The 25,788-nt window shown below is 33.7% G+C and carries 24 protein-coding genes; 10 read left to right on the top strand and 14 right to left on the bottom strand.

Annotated features, from left to right (window positions below; genetic code table 11):
• Nucleotide 1: 1 nt before the first annotated feature.
• The 5 genes from ACFQ0I_RS09390 to tpx all read right to left on the bottom strand — a co-directional run bounded on the left by ACFQ0I_RS09390 (nucleotide 2) and on the right by tpx (nucleotide 6,069).
• Nucleotides 2-1,963: an LptF/LptG family permease gene (locus ACFQ0I_RS09390; protein ID WP_379941578.1), complete on the bottom strand. Its 1,962-nt coding sequence runs from the start codon at nucleotides 1,961-1,963 to the stop codon at nucleotides 2-4.
• A gap of 104 nt (nucleotides 1,964-2,067) precedes the next feature.
• A complete protein-coding gene (locus ACFQ0I_RS09395) occupies nucleotides 2,068-2,736 on the bottom strand; it encodes a LolA family protein (RefSeq protein WP_379941580.1) in 669 nt (222 codons plus the stop codon).
• Nucleotides 2,723-5,113, bottom strand: coding sequence for a DNA translocase FtsK (locus tag ACFQ0I_RS09400; RefSeq protein ID WP_379941581.1), 2,391 nt, complete (start codon nucleotides 5,111-5,113; stop codon nucleotides 2,723-2,725). Before ACFQ0I_RS09400 ends, ACFQ0I_RS09395 begins: the two co-directional genes overlap by 14 nt.
• A 64-nt stretch (nucleotides 5,114-5,177) precedes the next feature.
• Nucleotides 5,178-5,546 (bottom strand): diacylglycerol kinase family protein, encoded by a 369-nt coding sequence (locus ACFQ0I_RS09405; RefSeq protein ID WP_379941583.1) that lies wholly within the window; start codon nucleotides 5,544-5,546, stop codon nucleotides 5,178-5,180.
• Nucleotides 5,547-5,571: 25 nt separating this feature from the next.
• On the bottom strand, nucleotides 5,572-6,069 hold the full coding sequence (gene tpx / locus ACFQ0I_RS09410; RefSeq protein ID WP_379941584.1) for a thiol peroxidase: 498 nt from the start codon (nucleotides 6,067-6,069) through the stop codon (nucleotides 5,572-5,574).
• A 335-nt stretch (nucleotides 6,070-6,404) separates the two neighbouring features.
• Here tpx and katG point away from each other — a divergent pair, with 335 nt between their 5' ends.
• Nucleotides 6,405-8,570, top strand: coding sequence for a catalase/peroxidase HPI (katG, locus tag ACFQ0I_RS09415; protein WP_379941586.1), 2,166 nt, complete (start codon nucleotides 6,405-6,407; stop codon nucleotides 8,568-8,570).
• Between the two features lie 72 nt (nucleotides 8,571-8,642).
• Here the strand turns inward: katG and ACFQ0I_RS09420 are convergent, their stop codons facing one another.
• From ACFQ0I_RS09420 to nhaC, 4 genes are all read right to left on the bottom strand, one after another.
• Nucleotides 8,643-8,900, bottom strand: coding sequence for a DUF6952 family protein (locus ACFQ0I_RS09420; protein WP_379941588.1), 258 nt, complete (start codon nucleotides 8,898-8,900; stop codon nucleotides 8,643-8,645).
• Nucleotides 8,881-9,195, bottom strand: coding sequence for a thioredoxin family protein (locus ACFQ0I_RS09425; protein WP_379941590.1), 315 nt, complete (start codon nucleotides 9,193-9,195; stop codon nucleotides 8,881-8,883). The genes ACFQ0I_RS09420 and ACFQ0I_RS09425 overlap by 20 nt, the downstream gene beginning before the upstream one ends.
• A 2-nt stretch (nucleotides 9,196-9,197) precedes the next feature.
• The gene (locus tag ACFQ0I_RS09430; protein ID WP_379941592.1) at nucleotides 9,198-9,842 is read right to left on the bottom strand and encodes a peroxiredoxin; all 645 of its coding nucleotides are present in this window, start codon (nucleotides 9,840-9,842) and stop codon (nucleotides 9,198-9,200) included.
• A 211-nt stretch (nucleotides 9,843-10,053) separates the two neighbouring features.
• The gene (gene nhaC, locus ACFQ0I_RS09435) at nucleotides 10,054-11,523 is read right to left on the bottom strand and encodes a Na+/H+ antiporter NhaC (RefSeq protein WP_379941594.1); all 1,470 of its coding nucleotides are present in this window, start codon (nucleotides 11,521-11,523) and stop codon (nucleotides 10,054-10,056) included.
• A gap of 90 nt (nucleotides 11,524-11,613) precedes the next feature.
• Here nhaC and ACFQ0I_RS09440 point away from each other — a divergent pair, with 90 nt between their 5' ends.
• The gene (locus ACFQ0I_RS09440; RefSeq protein WP_379941596.1) at nucleotides 11,614-12,636 is read left to right on the top strand and encodes a metal-dependent hydrolase; all 1,023 of its coding nucleotides are present in this window, start codon (nucleotides 11,614-11,616) and stop codon (nucleotides 12,634-12,636) included.
• A 1-nt stretch (nucleotide 12,637) separates the two neighbouring features.
• Here ACFQ0I_RS09440 and ACFQ0I_RS09445 read toward each other — a convergent pair whose 3' ends face one another.
• The gene (locus ACFQ0I_RS09445; protein ID WP_379941597.1) at nucleotides 12,638-13,837 is read right to left on the bottom strand and encodes an aminotransferase class I/II-fold pyridoxal phosphate-dependent enzyme; all 1,200 of its coding nucleotides are present in this window, start codon (nucleotides 13,835-13,837) and stop codon (nucleotides 12,638-12,640) included.
• A gap of 159 nt (nucleotides 13,838-13,996) precedes the next feature.
• Between ACFQ0I_RS09445 and ACFQ0I_RS09450 the strand changes: the two genes are divergently transcribed.
• The 7 genes from ACFQ0I_RS09450 (at nucleotide 13,997) to ACFQ0I_RS09480 (ending at nucleotide 18,605) form a co-directional block, all read left to right on the top strand.
• Nucleotides 13,997-14,455, top strand: a complete 459-nt coding sequence (locus tag ACFQ0I_RS09450; RefSeq protein ID WP_379941598.1) for an Lrp/AsnC family transcriptional regulator — start codon at nucleotides 13,997-13,999, stop codon at nucleotides 14,453-14,455.
• Nucleotide 14,456: 1 nt separating this feature from the next.
• On the top strand, nucleotides 14,457-15,083 hold the full coding sequence (locus ACFQ0I_RS09455) for a CPBP family intramembrane glutamic endopeptidase (protein ID WP_379941600.1): 627 nt from the start codon (nucleotides 14,457-14,459) through the stop codon (nucleotides 15,081-15,083).
• 74 nt (nucleotides 15,084-15,157) lie between these two features.
• Complete coding sequence (locus ACFQ0I_RS09460) at nucleotides 15,158-15,670, top strand: hypothetical protein (protein ID WP_379941603.1); 513 nt, start codon at nucleotides 15,158-15,160, stop codon at nucleotides 15,668-15,670.
• Between the two features lie 4 nt (nucleotides 15,671-15,674).
• The gene (locus ACFQ0I_RS09465) at nucleotides 15,675-16,415 is read left to right on the top strand and encodes a hypothetical protein (RefSeq protein ID WP_379941605.1); all 741 of its coding nucleotides are present in this window, start codon (nucleotides 15,675-15,677) and stop codon (nucleotides 16,413-16,415) included.
• Nucleotides 16,412-17,128, top strand: a complete 717-nt coding sequence (locus ACFQ0I_RS09470) for a hypothetical protein (protein ID WP_379941606.1) — start codon at nucleotides 16,412-16,414, stop codon at nucleotides 17,126-17,128. The genes ACFQ0I_RS09465 and ACFQ0I_RS09470 overlap by 4 nt, the downstream gene beginning before the upstream one ends.
• On the top strand, nucleotides 17,128-17,787 hold the full coding sequence (locus tag ACFQ0I_RS09475) for a hypothetical protein (protein WP_379941608.1): 660 nt from the start codon (nucleotides 17,128-17,130) through the stop codon (nucleotides 17,785-17,787). Before ACFQ0I_RS09470 ends, ACFQ0I_RS09475 begins: the two co-directional genes overlap by 1 nt.
• Nucleotides 17,748-18,605: a sensor histidine kinase gene (locus ACFQ0I_RS09480; protein WP_379941611.1), complete on the top strand. Its 858-nt coding sequence runs from the start codon at nucleotides 17,748-17,750 to the stop codon at nucleotides 18,603-18,605. Before ACFQ0I_RS09475 ends, ACFQ0I_RS09480 begins: the two co-directional genes overlap by 40 nt.
• 115 nt (nucleotides 18,606-18,720) lie before the next feature.
• Here the strand turns inward: ACFQ0I_RS09480 and ACFQ0I_RS09485 are convergent, their stop codons facing one another.
• From ACFQ0I_RS09485 to ACFQ0I_RS09500, 4 genes are all read right to left on the bottom strand, one after another.
• Nucleotides 18,721-20,100, bottom strand: a complete 1,380-nt coding sequence (locus tag ACFQ0I_RS09485) for an aldehyde dehydrogenase (RefSeq protein WP_379941615.1) — start codon at nucleotides 20,098-20,100, stop codon at nucleotides 18,721-18,723.
• A 27-nt stretch (nucleotides 20,101-20,127) separates the two neighbouring features.
• Nucleotides 20,128-20,829: an RluA family pseudouridine synthase gene (locus ACFQ0I_RS09490; RefSeq protein ID WP_379941617.1), complete on the bottom strand. Its 702-nt coding sequence runs from the start codon at nucleotides 20,827-20,829 to the stop codon at nucleotides 20,128-20,130.
• Nucleotides 20,830-20,930: 101 nt separating this feature from the next.
• Complete coding sequence (panB, locus tag ACFQ0I_RS09495) at nucleotides 20,931-21,749, bottom strand: 3-methyl-2-oxobutanoate hydroxymethyltransferase (RefSeq protein ID WP_379941619.1); 819 nt, start codon at nucleotides 21,747-21,749, stop codon at nucleotides 20,931-20,933.
• A gap of 206 nt (nucleotides 21,750-21,955) precedes the next feature.
• Nucleotides 21,956-23,380, bottom strand: coding sequence for an L-serine ammonia-lyase (locus tag ACFQ0I_RS09500; RefSeq protein WP_379941620.1), 1,425 nt, complete (start codon nucleotides 23,378-23,380; stop codon nucleotides 21,956-21,958).
• A gap of 465 nt (nucleotides 23,381-23,845) precedes the next feature.
• Between ACFQ0I_RS09500 and dnaK the strand changes: the two genes are divergently transcribed.
• The gene (gene dnaK / locus ACFQ0I_RS09505) at nucleotides 23,846-25,753 is read left to right on the top strand and encodes a molecular chaperone DnaK (protein ID WP_379941622.1); all 1,908 of its coding nucleotides are present in this window, start codon (nucleotides 23,846-23,848) and stop codon (nucleotides 25,751-25,753) included.
• Nucleotides 25,754-25,788: the final 35 nt, after the last annotated feature.

The raw sequence follows: 25,788 nt of genomic DNA on the forward strand, positions 1-25,788 counted from the left end.
CTTATTTTAAGGAATCTAAACAATTTTGTTTTAAGTCTTCTTTTAATCTAGATTTTAAAAATATATATGTAATAAAGTATAATGGTATTCCAAGAATCAATAAATAGAGTTCTGGTTTTTTATCTTTATTACGAATGTGGGTATAAAAACTAAAATTATTAATGAGCGATTTTATGTAGTATATTAAAAATAAAACAAACGAAGAAATACTAAGTTGAATTGATGCCGAGGCTAACGATGGCAGCTTATTATTTTTAAATACAAAATGAAGTATAAGTAAAACAACTCCAATAGTATATAATGTTAATGCAAATTTTGAATGATCGTTATAATCGCTTGAGATGGATTTTGAAGTTTCATAATTCTCATCTATCGGCAAGCCTTCATCACGTAATTGATTGGTGCTGATGCCTCTGCTTTTTAATACTTGTATGGCTTCATAGCGACTGCTTTCTTCAAAACCCAGTGCTTCGTAATTAGTTATAACATTAACTAAAGCGTCATTTTTATAAGATGATAAAAATGAATAATTTATTTCCTCTTTATCTTTAATATTAAATACTTTTTTAAGAGGTTCAATAAGGTGATCGAATTCAAATAAACCTTTATCTGCCGTAGCACGTCTGGTTAAAAATATGCCTAATGGAAGCATGATTAATGTAGAAAACCAACTTGCTAATATAGGATTGAAGCTACCAGTTTTAGCACTGTTTGTCGCAAAAATACCAATAAAATGATAGGTTAAAAATAATAAAATGGCGATAACCATGGGCAACCCTATACCACCTTTGCGAATTAAAGCTCCGAGTGGCGCCCCAACAAAGAATAAAATTATACAGGCAAATCCTAGCGCGAATTTTTCGTGTAAAGAAATAATATGTTTGTTAAGCCATTCTTTCGAAATTTTTAGGGAAGCTTGATTTGTATTAATTATTTGGCGAACATTGGTTGTATTTTTTAACGCAATATCAACCATTTCAAATTTTTTCTTGGTTTCAAAAGCATCTAAAATAGGACCCAAATTTATTGAATCTTTTTGTTTGAATTCTGGCATGGCAATTGTCGCCACATTCGATGCTTGAATTAAACTTTGAGAAAAAGTAGCGCGACTATTATTTTCCATTTTCACCAAAGAATCAATAGTAGTTTTTAACCCAACAACATTAAGCATGTTATACTTATCTGTATGAGACTGTTCATCGAAATCAACATTATTCATTTGTGATAAATCAATATTGATAATGTATTTTTCAAAAGTACTTTTGGCGAATGGTTTTTTAAGTCGTGCTTTTACGTTATTAGGGTTAACATCACTGTAATAGTTACCATCAAACAAAATAAGTTTTAAAACATTCGAGTCTTTTTCACTGGCTAATTCGCCCGTTTTAGATTTAATTACGGTTGCATTGGTTCTGCCATTGCTGCCTTTTATATGTATGGTAACATTGTCTAGATACTGATCGTTGTCGCCATGTTTATCATCAAATTTAATGTTATAGTTATTGACTTCGTTAAATTGACCCTTTCCAAGCAACATTGCAGGTTTAGTTTTAGCAATGTTTGTTCTTAGGTTATAAAAACTAATTTCTGCCCAAGGAATTACATTATTAGCAAAGAAAAACGTAACAATACCTAATATTACTATAAAAACGCTTAGTCCAGACATGGCACGCTGTAATGAAATGCCGGTAGATTTCATAGCCGCAAACTCATAGTTTTCAGCAAAACTACCAAATACCATGATAGATGATAAAAGTATGGTTAAGGGTAATACCAGTGGGATGAGTTTTGGCATCACATAGATTATGAATTTTACAATTACAGAAAAATCCAAATCTTTGCCAGATAACTCTCTAATATATAGCCATATACTTTGTAAAATAAAAATTAGAATTAGTATAACAAATACGCTAAAGAAAGTTTTAAGGTAAGAGGTTAATATGTATCGATCTAATATTTTCACACCGGCATAAATTGCTAATTGATTATAAATAACTAGTTTATAAAATTAAGAACGCAAATAATAATGCGTTCTTTTATTTTAGTCATTTATTAAATACAAGGTTGTTAATTAATTTTATTTATATAATAACCTTTGTATTTGTTTGCGTCAAAGGTAAATAAGCTTTTTGATAAAGGCTCATTTGTTTTAAAAGAATTAACGGTAAGCGTAGTTTTTGTACCGTTTTTGCCAATTTGCATTAAATTATAAATGTGTTTTGTTTGATTGTCTATTCCTAAAAGGATGTACTTTATTTCAGATTTAGAATCAATTGGTGTTAGTTTTACCAGCTGAATTTTTCTACCGTTAATATTTTGCTCAATATCCATGGCATAGGTATAACCATCTTCATAAAACGATAACATTTTGCTTGGCGTGATAGCATCTTCTTCTGAATCTTTTTCAGACGAAATGGTAATTTCTTCATCTTCTGTACTTATGCTGTAAAGTTTCTTACCGTCGTAAAGGCGGGTAACACCAAGAATATTTAGTTTGTATTTTTCACCTTGTAAAATAACATCGCCTTTTGTTTCTTGTTTTATTCTTTCGGCAGTATTTTCTAGAACATATTTAAATTCAATAGAAATATTGTCGTAACTTTTTACTTTTTGTGAAACTTGATTTAATAAGGTTTTGGCTTTATTTTGAGCAAAACTATTTATGGTTAGTGCTATTAATAAAAGGGCTAAAACGTTTTTGATTTTCATAGGGTTATAATAATTATATGTTTTCATTTTCTAAATGTCTATCTAATGCCGTAAGATCGGTGATAAGGACCTGTCTGGCTTTGCTCCCTTCAAACGGACCAACAATACCAGCGGCTTCTAATTGGTCTATTATTCTGCCTGCGCGATTGTATCCTAATTTAAGTTTTCGCTGAAGCAAAGAAGCAGAACCTTGTTGTGCTGTAACAATAACTTCGGCAGCTTCTCTAAACAATTTATCTCGGTCTTCTATATCTATATCAAGACTTGTGCCACTTTCTTCTCCTACATATTCTGGTAAAAAGTAGGCGTTAGGATAAGCTTTTTGAGAGCCAATATAATCGGTTAATTTTTCAATTTCAGGTGTGTCTACAAAGGCGCATTGTACGCGTATTAAGTCGTTACCTTGGGTGAAAAGCATATCACCTCGCCCAATAAGTTGGTCTGCTCCAGAGCCGTCTAAAATAGTTCTTGAATCTATTTTTGAAGTTACTCTAAAGGCAATACGCGCTGGGAAATTGGCTTTAATAATACCCGTAATAACGTTTACCGATGGACGCTGTGTAGCAATAATTAAGTGAATACCGATGGCACGGGCTAATTGTGCTAAACGTGCAATTGGGGTTTCTACTTCTTTACCGGCGGTCATAATTAAATCGGCGAACTCATCAACAACTAAAACAATATACGGTAAGAATTGATGACCTTCGTTAGGGTTTAATTTACGTGCTTTAAATTTAATATTGTACTCTGCTATATTTCGGCATAAGGCATTTTTTAACAGCTCATAGCGGTTATCCATTTCAATACAAAGCGAATTTAATGTATTGATTACCTTGGTATTATCTGTTATTATCGCATCTTCACTATCTGGAAGTTTTGCTAAATAATGACGTTCAATTTTATTAAAAAGTGTTAGTTCCACTTTTTTAGGATCTACCAAAACAAACTTTACTTCGGCAGGGTGTTTTTTATAGAGTAAAGATGTGAGAACGGCGTTTAATCCAACCGATTTTCCTTGACCAGTAGCACCAGCCATTAAAAGGTGAGGCATTTTAGCTAAATCTACTACAAAAGTTTCGTTGCTAATGGTTTTTCCTAGGGCGATTGGAAGTTGCATTTCGGAGGTTTGGAACTTTTTAGATGCTATGACCGAACGCATTGAAACAATGGTCGCATTTTTATTTGGCACCTCAATACCAATAGTCCCTTTTCCTGGAATTGGCGCAATAATACGAATACCAAGCGCTGCTAAAGATAGTGCAATATCGTCTTCTAGATTTTTTATTTTCGATATACGTATTCCGGCATCGGGTACAATTTCATAAAGTGTAACGGTAGGTCCAATGGTCGCTTTTATACTGGCAATACCAATATTGTAGTTCTTTAAGGTATCTACAATTTTATTTTTGTTTTCTTCTAATTCTTCCTGATTGATGGTGATGCCTTCAGAATCATATTTCTTAAGAAGATCTAACGGTGGAAATTGATATTTTGAAAGCTCTAAAGTAGGATCGAATTGACCAAAATCTGCAACTAATTTATCTGATAGATTATCGGTTTCTGAAAGTTCTTCAGCCACTTCTTTCACTTCCATTTCAATATCTAACTCATCTTCTAAATCTTCTTTAGTAGGCGGTTTTACAATTAAAGGCGCTGTTTCAACTTTAGGTTTCACGTCTTTAACCGTATTCGAATTATTACTTTCTTTAGCGATTTCATAAGCCGATTTAATAGCATGCGCTTCTTCCGATAAATTATTATCTAACGGAATTATAACATCATCATTAGTTTGTTCAAAATCGTCTTTAAGACCAGCTTTAGCCGATTTAAAAAGATTTGTAAAGCTTTCAAAAGTTACTTTATAACGCGTAGCCAGATAGGTAATAAGACCGAATAAAAGCAGAAGCGATGTGCCTATTTTTCCAATATAATCTTGTAGATAGGTGTTTACTTCAAAACCAATAGTACCCCCGAGAATACCATAGCTGTTTCCAAAAAAACCAAATAGAATAGATAACCAAATAGCTGTTAAAATGCCCCAAAACCAGTGCTTAGCAAGATTGGCTCTACTTAGATTTAACAAGACATAAATACCCGATATAAATATTAATCCTGCAAAAATAAAAGACGCAATACCAAATCCGCGTTGTATAAATAAATCACTTAGCCATGCGCCAGATTTGCTTAACCAATTTTCGGATTTAACATCGCGCGATGCAAAATCAGACAAGGTACTTTGGTCTGCTTCACCGGTAAAAAAGAAAGAAATAAATGCAATAAAAAGTAAAATGCCAAAAAAAGCTAAAAAACTACCAAATACCAGTTTTTGCTGGTTTGATAATTTAAAACTCGGCATTTTAATTTTTTTATTTGAAGTTTTAGTGTCGTTTTTTTTCTTCGCCATTAATGCGCTGTTGGTTTAAACAAAAATACAAATTACTAACGTTTAACCTAATGGTTATAGTATTTTAAAAAATCTTTGGTAAATAGATGATTAGCCCAATAATAATCGCAATAATTGAAGCATAAAACACAGAACCAGCGGCGATATCTTTAATTAACCCAATTTTATTATTGTGTTCTGGGTGAATAAAATTCGCAATTTCTTCTACCGCGGTATTCATGCCTTCAATACTCATCACTAAACCAATGGCTAAAAGCTGAATAATCCATTCTGTTGAAGAAATGTTAAAAAAGAATCCAGCTGCTGTAACTAATAATGCAATAGTAAACTGAACTTTTATACTTGCTTCTTTTTTTAAAAGCACTAAAGCACCTCTAACTGCATAACCAATACTTTTAATTCGGTTTGCGAAAAAGGATTCTTTTTTATTCATTAATGACGTCTGGCTAAATTTATTATTATAATGCTTTTAAGGCAGCCTCGTAATTAGGTTCATCAACGATTTCCGGAACTTGTTCTGTATATAAAACGGTACCTTTTTCGTCTAAAACAATCACGCAACGAGAATGAAGCGCTTCTAATGGACCAGATGTAATATTTAATCCATAATTTTTACCAAAACTTCCATCTTTAAAATCAGAAAGACTAATAACATTTTCTAAACCTTCGGCACCACAAAAACGAGCATGAGCAAAAGGTAAATCGTGAGAAATACATAATACTTTGGTATTTTTCATTTCACTAGCTTCTTTGTTAAATTGTCTAACAGATTGTGCACAAGTGCCTGTGTCTACGCTAGGGAATATGTTTAAAACAACTTTGCTACCAGCAAAATCACTTAATTTTTTTGTAGATAAATCGTTCGCTGTTAAACTGAAATCTGGAGCTTTTGTTCCAACTTTTGGTAATTCGCCAGAAGTTTTAATTGCGTTTCCTTTTAATGTTACTGTTGCCATAATAGTTTATTTAATTATTGGTGTAAAAGTATGAATAAATACACTAATTTCTATTTCAAATTGACGAATTTGTTTAGTTTTTAATTGAGAGCTTTTATTAAATGATGCATGTTATAATAATGAGATTTAAAAATGAATATTTTGATTTTTTTTATAAAAAGTGGTATGTCATTTAATAAGCAGCGCTATATCTTTAATTTATTGAATAATATTTTATAATAAATTTTATCAATTACAACATAGGTTAATAGAATGTTATAAATTGGTTTTTTAGTAGTCTATTTAGTAACTTTACCTAATTCAGTATTGCTAAACAAATATTAATATAAAACCTTATGAGTAGTTCAAAAACAGGAAAATGTCCAGTTATGCACGGCGCAAATACAACTGGTGAAAAGTCGGTTATGAATTGGTGGCCAAATGCATTGAATTTAGACATTTTGCATCAACATGATCTTAAAACAAACCCTTTAGGAAAGGATTTCAATTATCGGGAGGAATTAAAAAAACTTGATGTAGAAGCTCTTAAAAAAGATCTTCACAATTTAATGACTGATAGTCAGGATTGGTGGCCAGCAGATTGGGGACATTATGGTGGCTTAATGATAAGAATGGCGTGGCATGCTGCCGGTTCTTATAGAATCGCAGATGGACGTGGAGGCGGTGGAACAGGAAACCAAAGGTTTGCACCTCTTAATTCATGGCCAGATAATGTGAGTTTAGATAAAGCGAGACGCTTATTATGGCCAATTAAAAAGAAATATGGTAATAAAGTAAGTTGGGCAGACTTAATTATTTTGGCAGGTACCATAGCTTACGAAAGTATGGGATTAAAAACCTATGGTTTTGCCTTTGGTCGCGAAGATATTTGGGGGCCAGAAAAAGATACTTATTGGGGCGCTGAGAAGGAATGGTTAGCGCCTAGTGATGAACGTTATGACGATGTTAGTAAGCCTTCAACCATGGAAAACCCGTTAGCTGCTGTGCAAATGGGATTAATTTATGTGAATCCTGAAGGTGTTAATGGTGTGCCAGACCCTTTAAAAACAGGTGCTCAGGTACGTGAAACGTTCAAAAGAATGGCGATGAACGATGAAGAAACCGTAGCTTTAACCGCAGGTGGGCATACCGTAGGGAAAGCACATGGTAATGGAGACGCTAGTATTTTAGGACCAAGCCCCGAGGAAGCTCCGGTTGAAGAACAAGGTTTTGGATGGTCTAATCCAACCAGGACTGGTAAAGGACGTGATACAGTAACTAGTGGATTAGAAGGCGCTTGGACCACATATCCTACAAAATGGGATAATGGTTTCTTTGAAATGTTATTCAACCATGAATGGGAATTACGTAAAAGTCCAGCAGGCGCATGGCAATGGGAACCGGTATCTATTAAAGAAGAAGACAAACCTGTTGATGTAGAGGATTTGAAAACACGATATAATCCGATGATGACTGATGCAGATATGGCTATGAAAGTGGATCCGATATATAAAGAAATATCATTGAAATTTAAAAATGATTTTGATGCCTTTTCTGACGCCTTTGCACGTGCTTGGTTTAAATTAACACATCGTGATATGGGACCAAAAGATCGATGGATTGGTCCGGATGTACCAAAAGAAGAATTAATTTGGCAAGATCCTGTACCAAAAGGTACAAAGGATTATAATGTTAATGCCGTTAAAGATAAAATAGCTAAGTCAGGATTGAGTATCTCAGAACTCGTATCAACTGCTTGGGATAGTGCACGTACATTTAGAGGTTCCGATTTTAGAGGTGGCGCTAATGGCGCTAGAATCCGTCTCGCTCCGCAAAAAGATTGGGAAGGGAATGAGCCAAAACGTTTGGCGCATGTGTTGTCGGTATTAGAACCAATCGCCAAAGAATTCGGAATTAGTGTTGCTGATACCATCGTATTAGCCGGTAATTATGGAATAGAGAAAGCTGCAAAAAATGCAGGACTATCTATTGAAGTACCATTTGCACCAGGACGTGGCGATGCTTCTTCTGAAATGACAGATGCAGAGTCTTTTGAGTATTTAGAGCCTGTTGCCGATGGTTATCGTAATTGGTTGAAAAAAGACTACGTGGTAACTCCTGAAGAATTACTGCTAGACCGTACGCAATTAATGGGCTTAACAGCACCAGAAATGACTGTTTTAATTGGTGGTATGCGTGTTATGGAAACTAATTTTGGTGCGACGAAACACGGTGTATTTACAGATAAGCCAGGAGCATTGACAAATGACTTTTTTGTTAATTTAACCGACATGGCAAATTATTGGAAACCAACTAGCAATGGGGTTTATGAAATTTGTGATCGTAAAACAGGTAAATGCAAATGGACAGCAACACGTATAGATCTTGTATTTGGTTCTAATTCTATTTTACGAGCCTATGCAGAAGTATATGCTCAAGATGATAGCAAACAGAAATTTGTAAACGACTTTGTGAAAGCTTGGGTTAAAGTGATGAATGCTGATCGCTTCGACTTAGTTTAAATTAAAGTTGATATTAAAGTAAAAAACCACTTCATTTGAAGTGGTTTTTTGTTTGCAATAATTTTTCTTTTTCTATTTATCTATCGATCCGAGTACACGAGACATAAAATTATTTAAAGCCTCTTTTTTTGGTGTACCATCTTTAACCATTTTGTTCACTTCAATGGCGCCGTACATGTTTGATATAAGTTCGCCAATTACATCCAATTCTTCATCTTTTAAAGAAGGAACTTCCGTAAGTGCTTCAAGTGTTTCTATGGTTTCAACAACATAATCTTCGTCGTTTTCTTCAATAAATTGCGTTAAATGCTTAATTACTGGTAACTTCATTTATTAAATCTTTTAATACTTCGAATTTATTTGTTTGCACCTGATTAACAAATGCACCATTTTTGAAAGTAGCGAAGGTAGGTAAATTGTCTACCGTTGCTAGTTTTCTAGATTCAGGGAATTTTTCAGCATCAGCAATAACAAAAGAAATACTTTCATTTTCTGAAGCTAACTTTTTAACTTTTGGTTTCATGATTCGGCAATTTCCACACCAGGTAGCCGAATATTGAACCACAACAGTTTGATTACTTGCAATAATATCTTGCAAATTGTCTTGTTCTAATTCTTGCAACATAATTAATTAGCTAAAGTTGATAAGTATTCTGCAGTTGAATTTCTATCTGCTTTCATAGCATCTTTTCCTTCTTCCCAGTTAGCTGGACAAACTTCACCATTTTTTTGAACATGCGTTAATGCGTCAATGATACGTATATACTCATTTACATTTCTACCTAACGGCATATTGTTGATGCTTTCGTGTTGTACGGTTCCTTCTTCATCTATAATGTAAGTGGCTCTGTAAGTTACGTTATCACCTTCAACAGTTACTACACCGGTTTCTTCGTTATATTGCTCGTTCGAAATATCTAAAATACCAAGCGTAGAAGCTAAATTTCTGTTAGAATCTGCTAAAATCGGGTAGGTAACACCTTCAATACCACCATTATCTTTCGCGGTATTTAACCATGCAAAATGTACTTCGGCAGTATCGCAAGACGCGCCTATTACCAATGTGTTTCTTTTTTCGAATTCACCCAATGCTGCTTGAAATGCATGTAACTCTGTTGGACAAACAAATGTGAAATCTTTTGGGTACCAAAATAAAACTACTTTTTTCTTGTTGTTAACTGCTTCTTCTAGAACGTTTACTTTAAAAGTATCGCCCATATCGTTCATTGCGTTAACGCTTAAATTTGGGAATTTTTTTCCTACTAATGCCATATTGAAATTTTTAATAATTAATAATTTTTCTGATGCAAACTTAAGCTTAGTTCATGCATGTTTTGAACATTATCAATTAATAAAACTTATGGAGTAATAGCAATTAAAAATGGGAATAAAATTACAGGTTGTTTTTTCTTAATTTAATAATTTTAGCTTCCGTAAAATAGCAACTTTGTAAAATATTGGCAAAAAGGCTAAATTATCGTTATTATTTTTTTGCCAATTCTTTTATTTTTATTTGGAATGCTGCAAATAATAAGGTCATAAACGGACTTAACCAATTAAAAATGGCGTATCCGGCGTAATGAAGAGTATCTACCCCTAAAACACCACTTTGGTAAGCACCACAGGTATTCCAAGGAATTAAAACAGAAGTAACCGTACCAGAATCTTCTAAAGTTCTACTTAAATTTTCGGGCGCCAGTCCTCTGTCTTTATAGGCTTTTTTAAACATTTTTCCAGGAATTACAATGGCTAAGTATTGATCGGAAGCAATCGCATTTAATCCTAAACAGCTTATCACCGTACTTGCAAACAGTCCGAATATGGATGTGGCTACAGCAAGTAATGCCTTAGTAATTCTGGCCAACGCTCCAATGCCATCCATAATACCACCAAAAATCATGGCGCAGATAATTAAATAAATGGTCCATAACATACCTTGCATACCACCCGCTGAAAAAAGATCGTTTAATTTTTCGTTGTCTGTGGTAATTTGGGTATCGGTAAAAATTGAAGTTATAAGAGATTTTAATTTAGAATCTGATAAATGCATTAAAACTTCCGTTTGAAAAACGAATGCAAAAATGGCGGCTAATAAAACCCCAGCACTTAAAGCCATTAAGGGTTTTGTCTTTAAAAGAATTAATGCAATCACCACTACGGGAACAATGAAAAGCCAAGGAGAAATATTAAACGTCGTATTAATAGTTGATAAAAGATTACTTAAATCGGCGCTTCCAGACGTTTCGATGTTCATACTTATGATACCAAAAACCGTTAAGGTAACAATTAGAGTAGGTACCGTTGTAAACGTCATGTATCTTATATGTGTAAACAAATCTGTGCCTGCCATTGCTGGCGCTAAGTTAGTAGTATCGCTTAATGGTGACATTTTATCACCAAAATAAGCTCCAGAAATTACGGCACCGGCAATCATGCCTGTGTTTATGCCCAAAGCGGTACCAATACCTACTAATGCAATACCAACTGTGGCCGATGTTGTCCAAGAACTTCCAGTCGCGATCGATATTACGGCACAAATAATTACCGATGCAGGCAAAAAAATGGCAGGATTTAATACTTGTAAACCATAATAAACCATAGCAGGAATTACGCCACTAACTAACCAAGTTCCTGCTAAAGCACCAACTAAAAACAAAATCATGATTGGGATAAAAACACTTTTTAGGTTTTCCCAAATTTCGGTTAGCATGCTTGGAATTGTAACTTTATTAAACAAGCCAACACTCGCCGCAACAATGCCTCCAAGAAGTAAAATAATCTGGTTAGTGTAAGTTCCAAACCATTCTTGACCTTCAACAAAAAAGATATTATAAGCCAGTAAGAACATTAAAATAACTACCGGAATTATAGCTTCCCAAATATTAAGCTCTTTGTTTTCAATTATGTTTTGATTCTCGATTTCTATTTTGGAAATATTCTTATCGTCTTGCATTTAACTGAATTTGAACTGTAATGTTACGATTTTAGATGAATGTATGCAAATGGTTTTAATGTGTACTTTTGTCATCAAGTTTTAAATTTAATGGATTCATTCACGCAAATTGTGTTAGGGGCTGCATGCGGCGAAGCAGTTTTAGGTAAAAAAATTGGCAATAAAGCGATATTGTTTGGTGCCATTGGTGGTACGATACCAGATTTAGATGTGCTTGTTGGCAAGTATTTATTTGGAAACGACATTGATGCCATGTTATTTCATAGAGGTTTTATGCATTCTGTGTTGTTTTCAATTTTAGCGGCTTTTATTTTGGGTTGGGGCGTTTATAGATTGTACAATTCGGGGAAACGACGCCATACCACCACTCAAAAAGATTGGATCTTGCTCTTTTTCTGGGCTTTATTTACACATCCTATTTTAGATTGTTTTACGCCTTATGGTACACAACTTTTTACGCCATTTACAACGTACAGAGTTGCCTTCAATAATATAGCTGTTATTGACCCTTTTTATACGCTTCCATTTTTGACTTGTGTGATTATTCTAATGTTTTTTAACAGACAAAATAATCGAAGACGATTTTGGTTGAAATTGGGTTTGGGAGTTAGTTCTGCTTATTTGTTTTTAACGGTTGTAAACAAATTGTACGTTGATGCGATTTTTAGAAAGTCGGTAACTGAAAGTGGTATGCTTATCAACAGATTTAGCATTCAACCTTCTATATTTAATAATATTTTGTGGTACGCCATAGCGGAATCCGACACGTCGTATTTTGTATCTTATTATTCACTACTCGATACAAAAAATAGATTTTTAGAATTTAATGAATTACCAAAACAACGCGATTTAACACCCGAAGAGTTTAACGACATTAAAAATCTGGCAGATTTTAGTAAAGACTATTACAGTGTTTATAAAATAGGGGACAACCTTTATCAATACAATGATTTGCGGTATCCCATTATAGATGCAGATAATCCAAATTCATCTGTGTTTTATTTGATTCTGTTCAAAGAAAATGAGCGTTTAAATATGAAACCTTTCAAACCAAAAACAGACAATGTTAATAAAGCATTGTCTGATCTTTGGATACGTATTAAAGGTATATAATTTATAGAATATTAAGTTCTTTCATGCACATATTCATCATCTGGTACGTGCGTTCAATATCGTCGTCAAGTCCAATAGAAAAACGTATCAATCCATCACTTAAACCCATTGCTTTTTGTTCTTCCTCAGGTATTTCAGAAGAAGTTGACGTTCCTGGTGCGCTGAACAAGGTTTTATAAAAACCTAGACTAACAGCAAGATATCCTAATTTACGGTTTTGCATAAGCTCCATTAATTCATTTGCTTTTTCTAAAGAGCCAACATCAACAGTTAACATACCTCCAAAGCCGTATTTTTCATTCATCATACTTTTGAATAATTCGTGACCTGGATGCGATTTTAATCCCGGATAAACCGTTTTTAAACCATCAGCTTCAAATTTTTCGGCTAAATACAAACCATTTTTACTGTGTTGCTGCATTCTGATATGCAAGGTTCTTAAATTCTTCAAAATTGAAGCAGCTCTTAAACTATCCATTGTAGAGCCTAATAACATAGACGCACCATGGTTTACGTTGCGCAATTCGTTTATAAGTTCTTGGGTACCACATACTACACCACCAACGGTATCACTGGAACCATTTATAAATTTTGTTAAGCTATGAATCACAATGTCTGCTCCTAAAATAGCTGGTGATATTGATAATGGCGAAAAGGTGTTATCGACTACCAATTTAATATTATGTTTTTTAGCAATAGCCGCCAGACCTTTAATGTCGGCAATTTCTAATAGTGGATTACTTACCGCTTCGCAATACAGTACCTTTGTGTTTTTGGTGATAGCCGCTTCAACAACATCTAGTTTTGCGATGTCGACAAACGACGTATCAATTTTAAATCGTGGTAAAAAGTTTTTCAAGAAGGCATACGTGCCTCCATAAATGGTTCTGCTTGAAACAATATGGTCGCCAGCATCGCATAATTGCATTAAAACCGGTGTTATGGCGCCCATACCCGATGCCGAAACATTAGCGGTTTCGGTACCTTCCATGGCAGCAAGGGTTGCACCTAAATATAAATTTGAAGGTGATGAATGACGCGAATATAAATAACACCCATCGGCATTACCTTCAAAAGTATCAAACATGGTTTTTGCTGATAGAAAGGTGTAGGTTGATGAATCGGAAATAGAAGGGTTTACACCTCCGAATTCTCCAAAATATTGTAAATCTTGTATGTTGTTTGCAGGTTTAAAAGCCATAACGCATTGTATTGATTATCTATCAAATTTCGATAAAATTAGATTAAAATACAATGATTACTTATTTATTTAGATAATAAAACTAGAATATATCAAAAATAAAGATTAATTTTTTGTTATTTTATGTAAATTTGATAAACGAACGAAAAATTTTCAATTATGGTTTTTGATGATATTGATAAAAAGCTTCTTGAGTATTTGCAATCAGATAGTAAACAAACTAACAAGGAGCTTTCAAATAAATTAAATCTTTCTGTTACAGCGGTTTATGAGCGCATCAAAAAACTTGAAAAAGATGGGTTTATTAATAAATATGTAGCATTGGTTAACAAAGACCGCGTAGATAATGCCTTTGTGGCTTTTTGTCATATTAAACTCATTCAGCATACCCAAGACTATGTTATGAAATTCGAAAAAGAAGTCACCAATTTAACAGAAGTATTAGAGTGCTATCATATTAGCGGTGACTACGATTATTTGTTGAAGGTTATTGTGAAGGATATGGCGGCATTTAGAGAATTTGTAGTGAAAAAATTAACGTCTATCAATCATATTGGGAGTACGCATAGCATGTTTGTAATTAATGAAGTAAAACACACCACCGCAATTAGTTTTTAAAATGAACTCCACCCTGTATAAAAGCATTGAAATAGCCTTGATTTTTATTGTTTTACCAATAAGTTTTGCGTTCCCTTATGCTGTTTGGATGAAATTATCGTTTGGTATTGTGGGGTTTCTTTACGTTATCTATGTGTTGTTAAAAGTTGAAAACGAATCTTTTTATATAGTGCCAAATTTAAATTGGAAGCAATTCTGGGTAGAAACGCTGGTTAAATTTTTAATAATTGCTTTGGTTACAACACTTTTTGTCTGGTTTACAGCCAAACAGATGCTGTTTGAAGTTGTAATTAATAAACCATTATTGTGGATTGGTTTTACACTTGTTTACTGGTTGTTTTCGGTGTATCCGCAAGAATTACTTTATCGAACCTTCTTTTTTAAACGGTATAAAAATCTATTTAAAAACGAATCGTTCTTTCTTTTTTTTAATGCTATTTTATTTTCATTAGCACATATGTTCTTTAAAAATAGCTTAGTTATTGTACTGACGTTTTTAGGCGGATTATTGTTTGCATTTACGTTCAACAATACCAAATCGACCCTTTTGGTTTCTATAGAACATGCTATTTATGGAAGCTGGTTATTTACCGTAGGCATGGGAACGATGTTGGGTTTTCCAACATGATAGATTCTTATTCTTACAGTTAAAACTTTTTTACTACTTTTAAACCGCTATTAATTAATTAACCAATTTTATAAATGAAAAAACTCATATACATAATTTTAGGGTTCTGTATTGGAGCTTTATTAACGTATTATTTTTGTCCAAGGGAGATTCAAAATGAGACGCTAGCTACAAATAAAGTTCCTAAAGACACCATTTCGGTTGCAGAAGCTAAAATATTAAGTAACAATTGGGAACAGAACAACCCCACGGCAATAGATTCTCTTATAGATGTTGAAGGCTCGAAAAAACAAATGCGTTCTGTGGCATGGTCGTTAAAAGATATTAATGATTATTTGGTGTACGCCGAAGCAAAATCTGATAGTTTGGGGTATTCCATGACTGGTGTGCGGGTATATTTAGGTAACTATGGAAATGTAAGTAACCCAGAAAAAAAGAACAGAAACACCATGTTTATAGTGCCAACAGGGACTAAAAACACGTCTAAAGCCAGTAGTTTAAGTCTGTTTTTACCGCCAGCTAATCAAGATATTCCTGCACCGCCTTTAAATGAAGGAGTTGGTGGTAATGGTGGTTATCCTCAATAAGAAAGTGAACGAATTTTTATTACAGAATTATATGTTAATAACACATTCTGTTGAAGTTGTAGCAGCTTTAACAGGTGTGTTTTTTTATAGAAAATATAAAAATGAAACCACAAAATATTTTATATATTTTTTGGTTTACCTAACTATTTGCGAATTTTTAAGTGGTTATACGAGGTATGTTTATCCTGATAAATTTTTGCATATGTTAGTAGGAACGATTGTGCAAAAAAATCATTGGTGGACAACCTTATTTTGGAAGATTGGGGCTATTATGTTTTTTGCTTTTTATTTTAATAAAATATTAAAGACTAAAGTTTTTAGAGATATTATAAAGTTAGCAAGCTCAAGTTTTTTTATAATCTCTATTATTTATATTCTATTCAATTGGGAAGCCTTTTTTTATAAGTTTTTCCCTTTAATTAGTGTTTTAGGCGCTTTGGTTATATTTTTATGTACTGTATTTTATTTTATTGAAACTTTACAAAGTGATAAATTATTAACCTTTTACAAAACAGTTAATTTTTATATTAGTGCAGCCATTTTTATTTGGTGGTTAATTATCACGCCATTGGTTTTCTACGATGTCTATTTTACATACGAAATTGGAAATTCAAATAGAGACTGGGATTTTATGTTTTTAAGATGGCAAATCTATTTATTTGCTAATATTTTTATGTATTCAACTTTTACATTTGCTTTAATATTTTGTAAACCGGAAATTGAAAATAACACCATGAATAAGTGATAGAATTTTTAGCTAAAAATTTCAATTTTATTACTTATGGTTTAGAGTTTTTAGCAGCTTTAACCGGTATTATCTGCTTAAAAAACTATATTAATTCTAGTACAAAGTATTTCATATTTTTTTTAATTTATATATTTATTATTGAAGTTTTAGGTGCTTCTTTAGTTTATTATCCAGACTTCTATCCAGTATACTTGATAAGACGTATTGGTTTTCAAATGACAAATTGGTATAACATCTTTTGGTTTTTTGGAAGCATTGTTTTTGTATTGTATTATTTTTATTCCTTATTACAATTGAAACAAAATAAATTTATTATTAAGATTGTCGGGATTTTGTTTTCGGTAATTATGCTTGGACATTTTATAATTTATTTTGATGTTTTTATGTCTTCACACCCAAAACTTTATCAATTTCTTGGTCTATTAGCAACCTTTATAAGTATAGCGCTCTATTTTATTGAATTTTTAAAAAGTGATTCTATGCTAAATGTGTTTAAAACGTTTGGTTTTTATGCGAGTATTGGACTGTTTTTGTGGTGGTTAATTATCACTCCGGTTATATTTTTCGACTTTTATAACACGGAAGCCGATTGGCATTTTGTTAATTTAAAAAGACTTATATTTCTATTTGCTAATGCATTTATGTATTCAACTTTTACGTTTGCTTTGATGTATTGTAAACCCGAAAATAGAGGTGGCACTGTTAATTAATGAAAAACTTTTTATTACAAAATTATCTTCTTTTAACATATGGTGTAGAGCTATTAGCGGCGCTAACAGGCGTTATGTTTTATAGAAAGTATAAGTATTCAAACGCCAAATATTTTATTTATTTTTTGGTATTTATAGCTTTGGCAGAATTAGCTTCTGGTTATACAAATTTTATTGAAAATGATGGGGTTTTTAGTTTTTTAAAAGGTACTGTTTTTGAAAAAAATTATTGGTTCGGAGCGCTTTATTGGTCTTTAGGGGGTATATTATTTTATTCATATTATTTCTTAAAATTACTTAAATCAAAAAGCTTTGTGTTTGTGATAAAAATTAGTCGTAATTTTTTCCTTATTTTTTTTATCATTTATGTGCTTTTTAATTGGAATGATTATTTTATAAAACCTTTTCCTATAATAGATATTTTAGGAGCCATCATTATTTTTCTCTCTGTAATTTTCTATTTTATTGAGATTTTAAAAAGTGATGTTATATTAACTTTCTATAAATCGATAAATTTTTATATTGCGGTTACTATATTTGTTTGGTGGTTAATTATTACACCATTAGTATTTTTTAATGTTTATTACAGACATGTTGATTGGAATTTTATTTTTTTAAAATGGCAAATCTATTTATTTGCCAATATAATTATGTATTAAACCTTTACAATTGCTTTTATATGGTGCAGACCGGAGAACGATTAGCTAGTACAGCTTCAGAACGCTATTTATTAATATATATGATTGCTGTTTTGGTAATTGTAACGTCTTTAGTAATTATATTTTTTGTGGTTTTTTTAAAACGGAAAAATAAATTATTGCTAGATCGAATAAAACAACAACAAGCATTCGATGCAGAAATTGTTCAAGCACAAACAGAAACACAAGAGCAAACTTTAAAAAATATTGGTTGGGAGTTGCACGATAACGTTGGGCAGTTACTGTCGTTTGCAAGTATGCAGTTAAGTATTTTAAAAATGCAGATGTCTGAAGATGTAAAAGAAAAATTTAAAGACACCAGTGATGCGCTTAAAGAAAGTTTGGCTGAAGTGCGATCGCTTTCAAAAACATTGAATAATGAAGTAGTGCTGAATATTGGATTTGAAAAATCGATTACCAATGAATTAGATCGGCTTAAAAAAATGAAATTCACTTCGGCAGAACTTAAAATTATTGGCGAAAAAGTAGCCTTTAAAGACCGAAAGCATGAAATTATAATTTTTAGAATTCTTCAGGAATTTTTATCAAATTCTGTAAAATATTCCGAAGCTAAAAACCTGAGTATAGTTTTAAATTATCAGCCCAATAATTTGATGATTACGGCCAGTGATGATGGTAAAGGCTTTAATATTGAAGACGTTGAAAAAGGCTCAGGTTTAATTAATATGAAGAGTCGAGCAGCTTTAATTAATGCCACTTTAGATTTAACTTCACAACCCGATAAAGGAGTGCAGTTGATACTAAATTACCCGCTTTAAACGTCCTTGCGAGCCTCATGTAATGATGCGAAGTAATCTTAGTATTGTGAGTTATGAGTTAAATTTATAGATGATTTTAATGAGATTGCTTCGTGCCACGCAATGACGTTAATTTCTAGCTAAAATATTTAAACATTTTTTTTAGAATCCCTAATTTCTCATTATAAGGCGCATATCTTATGGGAGGGTCTATCCAATTACCACGTTTAATGATGGCTTTTCTATGTGAAAACGTATCAAATCCGTGTTTTCCATGATACGCACCCATGCCGCTATGTCCTACGCCGCCAAATGGTAATTTGTGGTTCCCGAAATGAATTAAAACATCGTTGACAACACCACCACCAAAGCTGAATTTGTTAAGAATAGCTTCTACAAAAGACTTTCTATTCGAAAACACATAAAGCGCTAATGGTTTCTCAAAGTGCGTTATAATGCGCTCTATATCGTCTTCTGAAGTATATGATAATAAAGGTAGTATGGGTCCGAATATCTCTTCACTCATTACTGCGCTTTCCAATGAAGGTTCATCTATAAGTGTAGGCGAAATATAACAGGTTTCTTCATCTACTTCACCACCAAAAATCACATGTTCATTTTTAAGCATCTTTGCTAATCGAAGTGTATTTTTCGTATTTATAATTCTTGGGTAATCTGGAGAATTACTTGGGTTTTCACCATATGCTTTGGTTATTTCTGTTTTTAAAGCCTCTATAAATTCAGTTTTGATATTAGAGTTTATAATTAGATAATCGGGTGCGATGCAGGTTTGTCCGCCATTTAAAAATTTACCCCAGACAATACGACGGGCAGTTAGCGTTAAATCTACCGAATCATCAATAATACAAGGCGATTTCCCACCCAATTCTAATGTTACAGGTGTTAAATGTTTTGCCGCTGCTTGTGCTACAATTTTTCCAACGGAAACACTACCTGTAAAAAAAATATAATCCCATTTTTGAGCCAACAATTCTGTAGAAGTTTCAACACCACCTTGAATCGATGCTACATATTCTTTTGGAAAAACTTTTTCAACAATTTCTGTGATTAATTGCGATGTGTTTTCTGTAAGTTCACTTGGTTTTAAAACCACCGTATTTCCTGCAGCCACTGCCATGATTAAGGGTTCTATTGCAAGTAAAAAAGGGTAATTCCAAGGCGCGATTATTAATACGCTTCCGTAAGGGTCTTTATAAATATAATCTTTTGATGGAAAGGTTAAAATAGAAGATTTTACAGCTTCAGGTTTTGCCCATTGCTTTAAATTTTTAATTGCCAGATTGAATTGCAAAATAACAATACCAAATTCACTGATAAACGATTCAAACTCCGATTTTTTGAAATCTAGTTTTAAAGCGTCGTAAATCGCTTGTTCTTTTAAAACAATTTCATTTTTTAAAGCCTTTAGGTACGTTAATCTACTATCAAGATGTTTCGTTTTTTGAGAATTGAAATATGCTTTTTGGTCTGAAATTATGTTTGGTATGCTGCCCACCGACTTTTTTATATAAAGATATAAAATTTAAGCATTGCAAGCATTCCAAATAACATCGTCGGGCAGAGGAGCGGTTATGTTGATGGTTTCATTTTTTACAGGATGCACAAACGTGATATGTCTTGCATGTAAATGGATGCTGCCATCGGGATTGCTTCGGTCGAAACCATATTTTAAATCGCCCTTAATTGGGCAACCAATACTTGATAATTGCGACCGAATTTGATGGTGTCTTCCTGTTTCCAAATCGACTTCTAGTAAAAAATAATTATCCAGTTTATGTAATAATTTATAATGAAGAATGGCTTTTTTACTGTCCTTAGTTTCTTTAATATACGCGGAAGATTTATTGTTTTTCGGATTCTTTTTTAACCAATGAATTAAGGTGTCTTCAGTTTTTGGAGGTGCGTTTTTAACGATTGCCCAATACGTTTTATGAATATCTTTTGAAACAAACAAGGCATTTAATCGGGGTAATACTTTACTAGTTTTTGCAAAAATAACCAGTCCGGTTGTGGGTCTATCTAAACGGTGTACCACGCCCAGATAAACATTTCCAGGTTTGTTGTATTTGTCTTTAATATAACTTTTTACAACGTCGCTTAATGGTTTATCTCCCGTTTTATCGCCTTGAACTATATCACCAGCGCGTTTGTTAACTATAATGATATGATTATCCTCATAAAGGATTTGCAGATTGTTTTTATTTGAAAAGATTTTTTCCGTCACTAATAGATTAATATTTGATTATTTTTTTTCTCAATAAATAGAAATGAAACGAAGTTTAAATAATTTTGAGTAAAACTGAATACTGTGACTGCGACTGAAAACTAGTACTGTTCATTATCATTAGGAAAATCGCGTGTTTTAACATCATCCACATATTGTGAGATTGCAGAGGTCATGTCTTCATATAAATTCATATAGCGACGTAAAAATCTTGGATGAAACTCATGGGTCATTCCTAGCATATCGTGAAGCACAAGAACTTGACCATCAACACCATTTCCAGCACCAATACCAATAATAGGAATGCTTACACTTTCTGCAACTTGTTTAGCTAAAGCAGCAGGTATTTTTTCAAGAACAATCGCGAAACAACCAACACGTTCTAGCATTTTCGCATCTTTTATTAAATCCACAGCTTCTTGTTCTTCTTTGGCACGAACGGTATAGGTTCCGAATTTGTATATAGATTGCGGTGTTAAACCTAAATGGCCCATTACGGGAATTCCGGCAGCTAAAATACGTTTAATGGATTCTTTTATTTCGCGTCCGCCTTCCATTTTTACTGAATGCGCACCACTTTCTTTCATAATTCTTATGGCAGAACGTAAGGCCTCTTTAGGATCACTCTGGTAACTTCCAAAAGGTAAATCTACTACAATCAAAGCACGGTCTATAGCTCTAATAACCGACGATGCATGATAAATCATTTGATCTAAAGTAATGGGTAAAGTCGTTTCATGACCAGCCATAACGTTACTTGCAGAATCCCCTACAAGAATAACATCTACACCAGCACCATCTACTATTTTTGCCATGGTGTAATCGTAAGCCGTTAGCATTGATATCTTTTCTCCATTGGCTTTCATATCAACCAAGGTTTTTACAGTAACTCTTTTATATTCTTTTTTTGCAGTAGACATGTATTTATCTTTTTAAAAACAGAATGTAAAAGTAGTAAATTAAGTAGATATGTATGGTTTCAAAGCTTCAAAGTTTCGAAGAATCAGAGTTTCAAAGCCTTAAAGTTTCAGAGTTTCAGAGTTTCAAAGTTGTGTGCGTAGGTTTCTAAAGTTTAACTTCTCCACTAGATGTCTTTAGCACTTTGAAGCTCTGAAGCTTATTTAAATTAGCAATCTGATAAATGCACACCAACCGCTAAACCACCTTCAGAGGTTTCCTTGTATTTGGTATTCATGTCTTTTGCGGTTTCCCACATGGTGGCCACTACTTTATCTAATGGTACTTTTACGTTTTTCGGGTCGGTATCTAAAGCCATTTCTGCAGCGTTTATGGCTTTTATGGCGCCCATGGCGTTGCGTTCTATGCAAGGTATTTGAACCAAACCGCCAATGGGATCGCAGGTTAAACCTAAGTGGTGTTCCATGGCAATTTCGGCCGCCACCAATACTTGTTCGGGTGTACCACCCATAAGTTCGCATAAGGCAGCCGCGGCCATGGCAGACGATACACCAATTTCTGCTTGACAGCCACCCATAGCAGCACTAATGGTGGCCCCTTTTTTAAAGATGCTACCTATTTCGCCAGCAACTAGAAGAAACTGTTTGATGTGTTTAAAATCGGCTTCATGATTTTCAATCACCATATAATACATTAAAACTGCAGGAATAACGCCAGCACTTCCGTTTGTTGGCGCCGTAACTACACGACCTAAAGACGCATTTACTTCATTAACAGATAAGGCAAAACAGCTTACCCATTTAAGTATTTGCCTGAATTTAACTTCGGTTTTTCTAATGGTATTGAGCCATTCTTGTGGCGTGTTGTATGGCAAATCGCCTTTTAGGGTTTGGTAGGTGTCGTAAGCGCGTCGGCGTACATTTAAACCACCTGGTAAATTACCTTCGGTATGGCAACCCGTGTAAATGCATTCGAGCATGGTATTCCAGATGCGTTGCAATTCAAAATCGATGGTTTCGATGGGTCGGATGGATTTTTCGTTTTCCAGAACCACTTGGGAAATCGATTTATTTAATTGATGACAGTATTTTAGTAAGTCGTTACCAGTTTGAATAGGATAAGGAAAGGTGCAGTAGAATATAATTTTGTTGGCTTTGGATACTTTCCGTTCTTCAACAACCACAAATCCACCACCGATAGAGTAGTAGGTTGCTTTAGATTTTCTCCCGTTTATAGTTGCCGAAAATTGCATAGCGTTGGCATGGAAGGGTAAAAATTTTCTATTGAAAATAATATCGGTTTCTGGATTAAAACTTAGTTTTCTTTCGCCGTTAAAATGAATGGTATTTGTGCTTTTTATTTCTGAAATAACCGAAGCAATCGAGTCGGTTGGAATAGTTTCGGGGTTGGCACCGGTTAATCCTAACATAATGGCATAATCTGTGGCATGTCCTTTTCCGGTGAGTGATAACGAACCGTAGAGGTCTACCGAAATTTTTTCGACAGCATTGAATTTATTGGATTCTTTGAGTTCATTAATCCAGCGTTCGGCAGCACGCCATGGTCCTAAGGTATGTGAACTTGACGGACCAACGCCGATTTTTAACATGTCGAAAACAGAAATACACTCCATGAAGCTAATACAGGTTTTTACACAAATATAGTTTGTTTTTTGTTTGTACTAAGTTGCAAAGTAGCAAAGTTACAGAGTTGCAAAGTATCAAAGTAGCAAAGTTGCAGAGTTACGAAGTTTTAAAAGAGAAAAGCGTTAAGCATTTAAAAATTACTTGGCTATTATGAATGTTGCTGAGAACAGGCGCGTTAGGGATTGAAGCAAGCTACCGTGTAGCGCGTAAAGCCCGACCCTTGTGGTAACGCCATTTAAATTATGATTTTTGATTTTAGAATTTTGATTAACGATTAACGATTTATGATTTAATTTTAACTGTATACTGCGACTGTATACTGAGACTGAGACTGCGACTGAGACTGAAAACTCAAATTTTATGACAGCTTGTCAGTTTGTTTGTGTTGGCACAATCATTGACCTATACAAATCGAATTTAAAAATGAACATTCAACACTAATAAAACATATTATGAGTAAAATAATTGGAATCGATTTAGGAACAACCAACTCTTGCGTTTCGGTAATGGAAGGTAATGAGCCGGTTGTAATCCCAAACGCGGAAGGAAAAAGAACAACGCCATCGGTAATAGCATTTGTTGAAGGCGGCGAAATTAAAGTTGGTGATCCAGCAAAAAGACAAGCAGTTACTAACCCAACAAAAACGGTTTATTCTATTAAACGTTTTATGGGGAATAAATATTCTGAATCTAAAAAAGAGGCAGAACGTGTACCTTACAAAGTAGTAAAGGGCGATAACGATACACCTCGTGTAGATATTGATGGTCGTTTATACACACCACAAGAATTATCGGCTATGATTCTTCAAAAAATGAAGAAAACTGCTGAAGATTATTTAGGAACTACAGTTACAGAAGCCGTTATTACGGTACCTGCTTACTTTAATGACTCACAACGTCAAGCAACAAAAGAAGCTGGAGAAATTGCTGGTTTAAAAGTACGTAGAATTATAAACGAGCCTACTGCTGCGGCTTTAGCTTACGGTTTAGATAAAAAAGGAAAAGACCAAAAAATTGTGGTATTTGACTTTGGTGGTGGAACACATGACGTATCTATCTTAGAATTAGGTGATGGTGTATTTGAAGTATTATCGACTGATGGAGATACACACTTAGGTGGTGATGATGTTGATGAAAAAATCATTAACTGGTTAGCCGATGAGTTTAACGCAGAAGAAGGTTTAGATTTACGTAAAGATCCAATGTCTTTACAACGTTTAAAAGAAGCTGCTGAAAAAGCTAAGATTGAGTTATCATCTTCTGCACAAACAGAAGTTAACTTACCATATATTACAGCAACGGCAAGCGGACCAAAACACTTAGTACGTACATTAACAAAATCTAAATTCGAGCAATTAATTGACGATTTAGTAAAACGTACGATTGAGCCATGTCAGACTGCATTAAAAGCTGCTGGTTTAACCATTAAAGATATTGACGAAGTTATATTAGTAGGTGGATCTACTCGTATTCCAGCTGTACAAGCTGCCGTAGAGAAATTCTTTGGAAAAGCGCCAAGTAAAGGAGTTAATCCAGATGAAGTAGTATCGTTAGGTGCTGGTATTCAAGGTGGTGTATTAACAGGAGATGTTAAAGATGTATTGTTATTAGACGTTACACCATTATCATTAGGTATTGAAACTATGGGTAATGTAATGACGAAGCTAATTGAAGCAAATACTACGATTCCTACTAAGAAATCGCAAGTATTCTCAACAGCTGCCGATAACCAACCATCTGTGGAAATCCATGTATTACAAGGTGAAAGAGCGATGGCTGCCGATAACAAAACTATTGGACGTTTCCACTTAGATGGTATTCCACCAGCAAGAAGAGGAACACCTCAAATTGAAGTAACGTTTGATATTGATGCCAACGGAATTATACACGTAACAGCAACAGATAAAGCTACAAACAAAACACAAGATATTCGTATTGAAGCCTCTTCTGGTTTAACTGAAGAAGAAATCAAGAAAATGAAAGCGGATGCTGAAGCAAATGCTGAAGCAGATAAACAAGCTAAAGAAAAAGCTGAAAAATTAAATGCTGCTGATGCTATGATTTTCCAAACTGAAAGTCAGTTGAAAGAATTTGGTGAAAAATTATCTGATGATAAAAAGAAACCAATTGAAGAAGCATTAGAAGAACTTAAGAAAGCTTACGAAACGAAAGATATCGCGGTTATTGATCCAGCTTTAGAAAAAATAAATGAAGCTTGGAAAGTTGCAAGTGAAGAAATGTACAAAGCACAAGCCGAAGCACAGCAAGGTGGTGCACAACCAGGACCAGATGCTGCAGGACAAACAGGACAAGCAGAATCTAGCGATGTTGAAGACGTAGATTTCGAAGAAGTGAAATAGATTAAATTACTGCGAAAGCAGAACTCTTTAAAACG

The organism is Mariniflexile aquimaris (genome assembly GCF_042676825.1).
Lineage (GTDB): Bacteria > Bacteroidota > Bacteroidia > Flavobacteriales > Flavobacteriaceae > Mariniflexile > Mariniflexile aquimaris.

Bases quoted from the DNA above. Each gene is read 5' to 3' on its own strand.
- ACFQ0I_RS09395 (WP_379941580.1), bottom strand. From the start codon at position 2,736: ATGAAAACATATAATTATTATAACCCTATGAAAATCAAAAACGTTTTA.
- ACFQ0I_RS09400 (WP_379941581.1), bottom strand. From the start codon at position 5,113: ATGGCGAAGAAAAAAAACGACACTAAAACTTCAAATAAAAAAATTAAA.
- ACFQ0I_RS09405 (WP_379941583.1), bottom strand. From the start codon at position 5,546: ATGAATAAAAAAGAATCCTTTTTCGCAAACCGAATTAAAAGTATTGGT.
- tpx (WP_379941584.1), bottom strand. From the start codon at position 6,069: ATGGCAACAGTAACATTAAAAGGAAACGCAATTAAAACTTCTGGCGAA.
- katG (WP_379941586.1), top strand. From the start codon at position 6,405: ATGAGTAGTTCAAAAACAGGAAAATGTCCAGTTATGCACGGCGCAAAT.
- ACFQ0I_RS09420 (WP_379941588.1), bottom strand. From the start codon at position 8,900: ATGAAGTTACCAGTAATTAAGCATTTAACGCAATTTATTGAAGAAAAC.
- ACFQ0I_RS09425 (WP_379941590.1), bottom strand. From the start codon at position 9,195: ATGTTGCAAGAATTAGAACAAGACAATTTGCAAGATATTATTGCAAGT.
- ACFQ0I_RS09430 (WP_379941592.1), bottom strand. From the start codon at position 9,842: ATGGCATTAGTAGGAAAAAAATTCCCAAATTTAAGCGTTAACGCAATG.
- nhaC (WP_379941594.1), bottom strand. From the start codon at position 11,523: ATGCAAGACGATAAGAATATTTCCAAAATAGAAATCGAGAATCAAAAC.
- ACFQ0I_RS09440 (WP_379941596.1), top strand. From the start codon at position 11,614: ATGGATTCATTCACGCAAATTGTGTTAGGGGCTGCATGCGGCGAAGCA.
- ACFQ0I_RS09445 (WP_379941597.1), bottom strand. From the start codon at position 13,837: ATGGCTTTTAAACCTGCAAACAACATACAAGATTTACAATATTTTGGA.
- ACFQ0I_RS09450 (WP_379941598.1), top strand. From the start codon at position 13,997: ATGGTTTTTGATGATATTGATAAAAAGCTTCTTGAGTATTTGCAATCA.
- ACFQ0I_RS09455 (WP_379941600.1), top strand. From the start codon at position 14,457: ATGAACTCCACCCTGTATAAAAGCATTGAAATAGCCTTGATTTTTATT.
- ACFQ0I_RS09460 (WP_379941603.1), top strand. From the start codon at position 15,158: ATGAAAAAACTCATATACATAATTTTAGGGTTCTGTATTGGAGCTTTA.
- ACFQ0I_RS09475 (WP_379941608.1), top strand. From the start codon at position 17,128: ATGAAAAACTTTTTATTACAAAATTATCTTCTTTTAACATATGGTGTA.
- ACFQ0I_RS09480 (WP_379941611.1), top strand. From the start codon at position 17,748: ATGGCAAATCTATTTATTTGCCAATATAATTATGTATTAAACCTTTAC.
- panB (WP_379941619.1), bottom strand. From the start codon at position 21,749: ATGTCTACTGCAAAAAAAGAATATAAAAGAGTTACTGTAAAAACCTTG.
- ACFQ0I_RS09500 (WP_379941620.1), bottom strand. From the start codon at position 23,380: ATGGAGTGTATTTCTGTTTTCGACATGTTAAAAATCGGCGTTGGTCCG.
- dnaK (WP_379941622.1), top strand. From the start codon at position 23,846: ATGAGTAAAATAATTGGAATCGATTTAGGAACAACCAACTCTTGCGTT.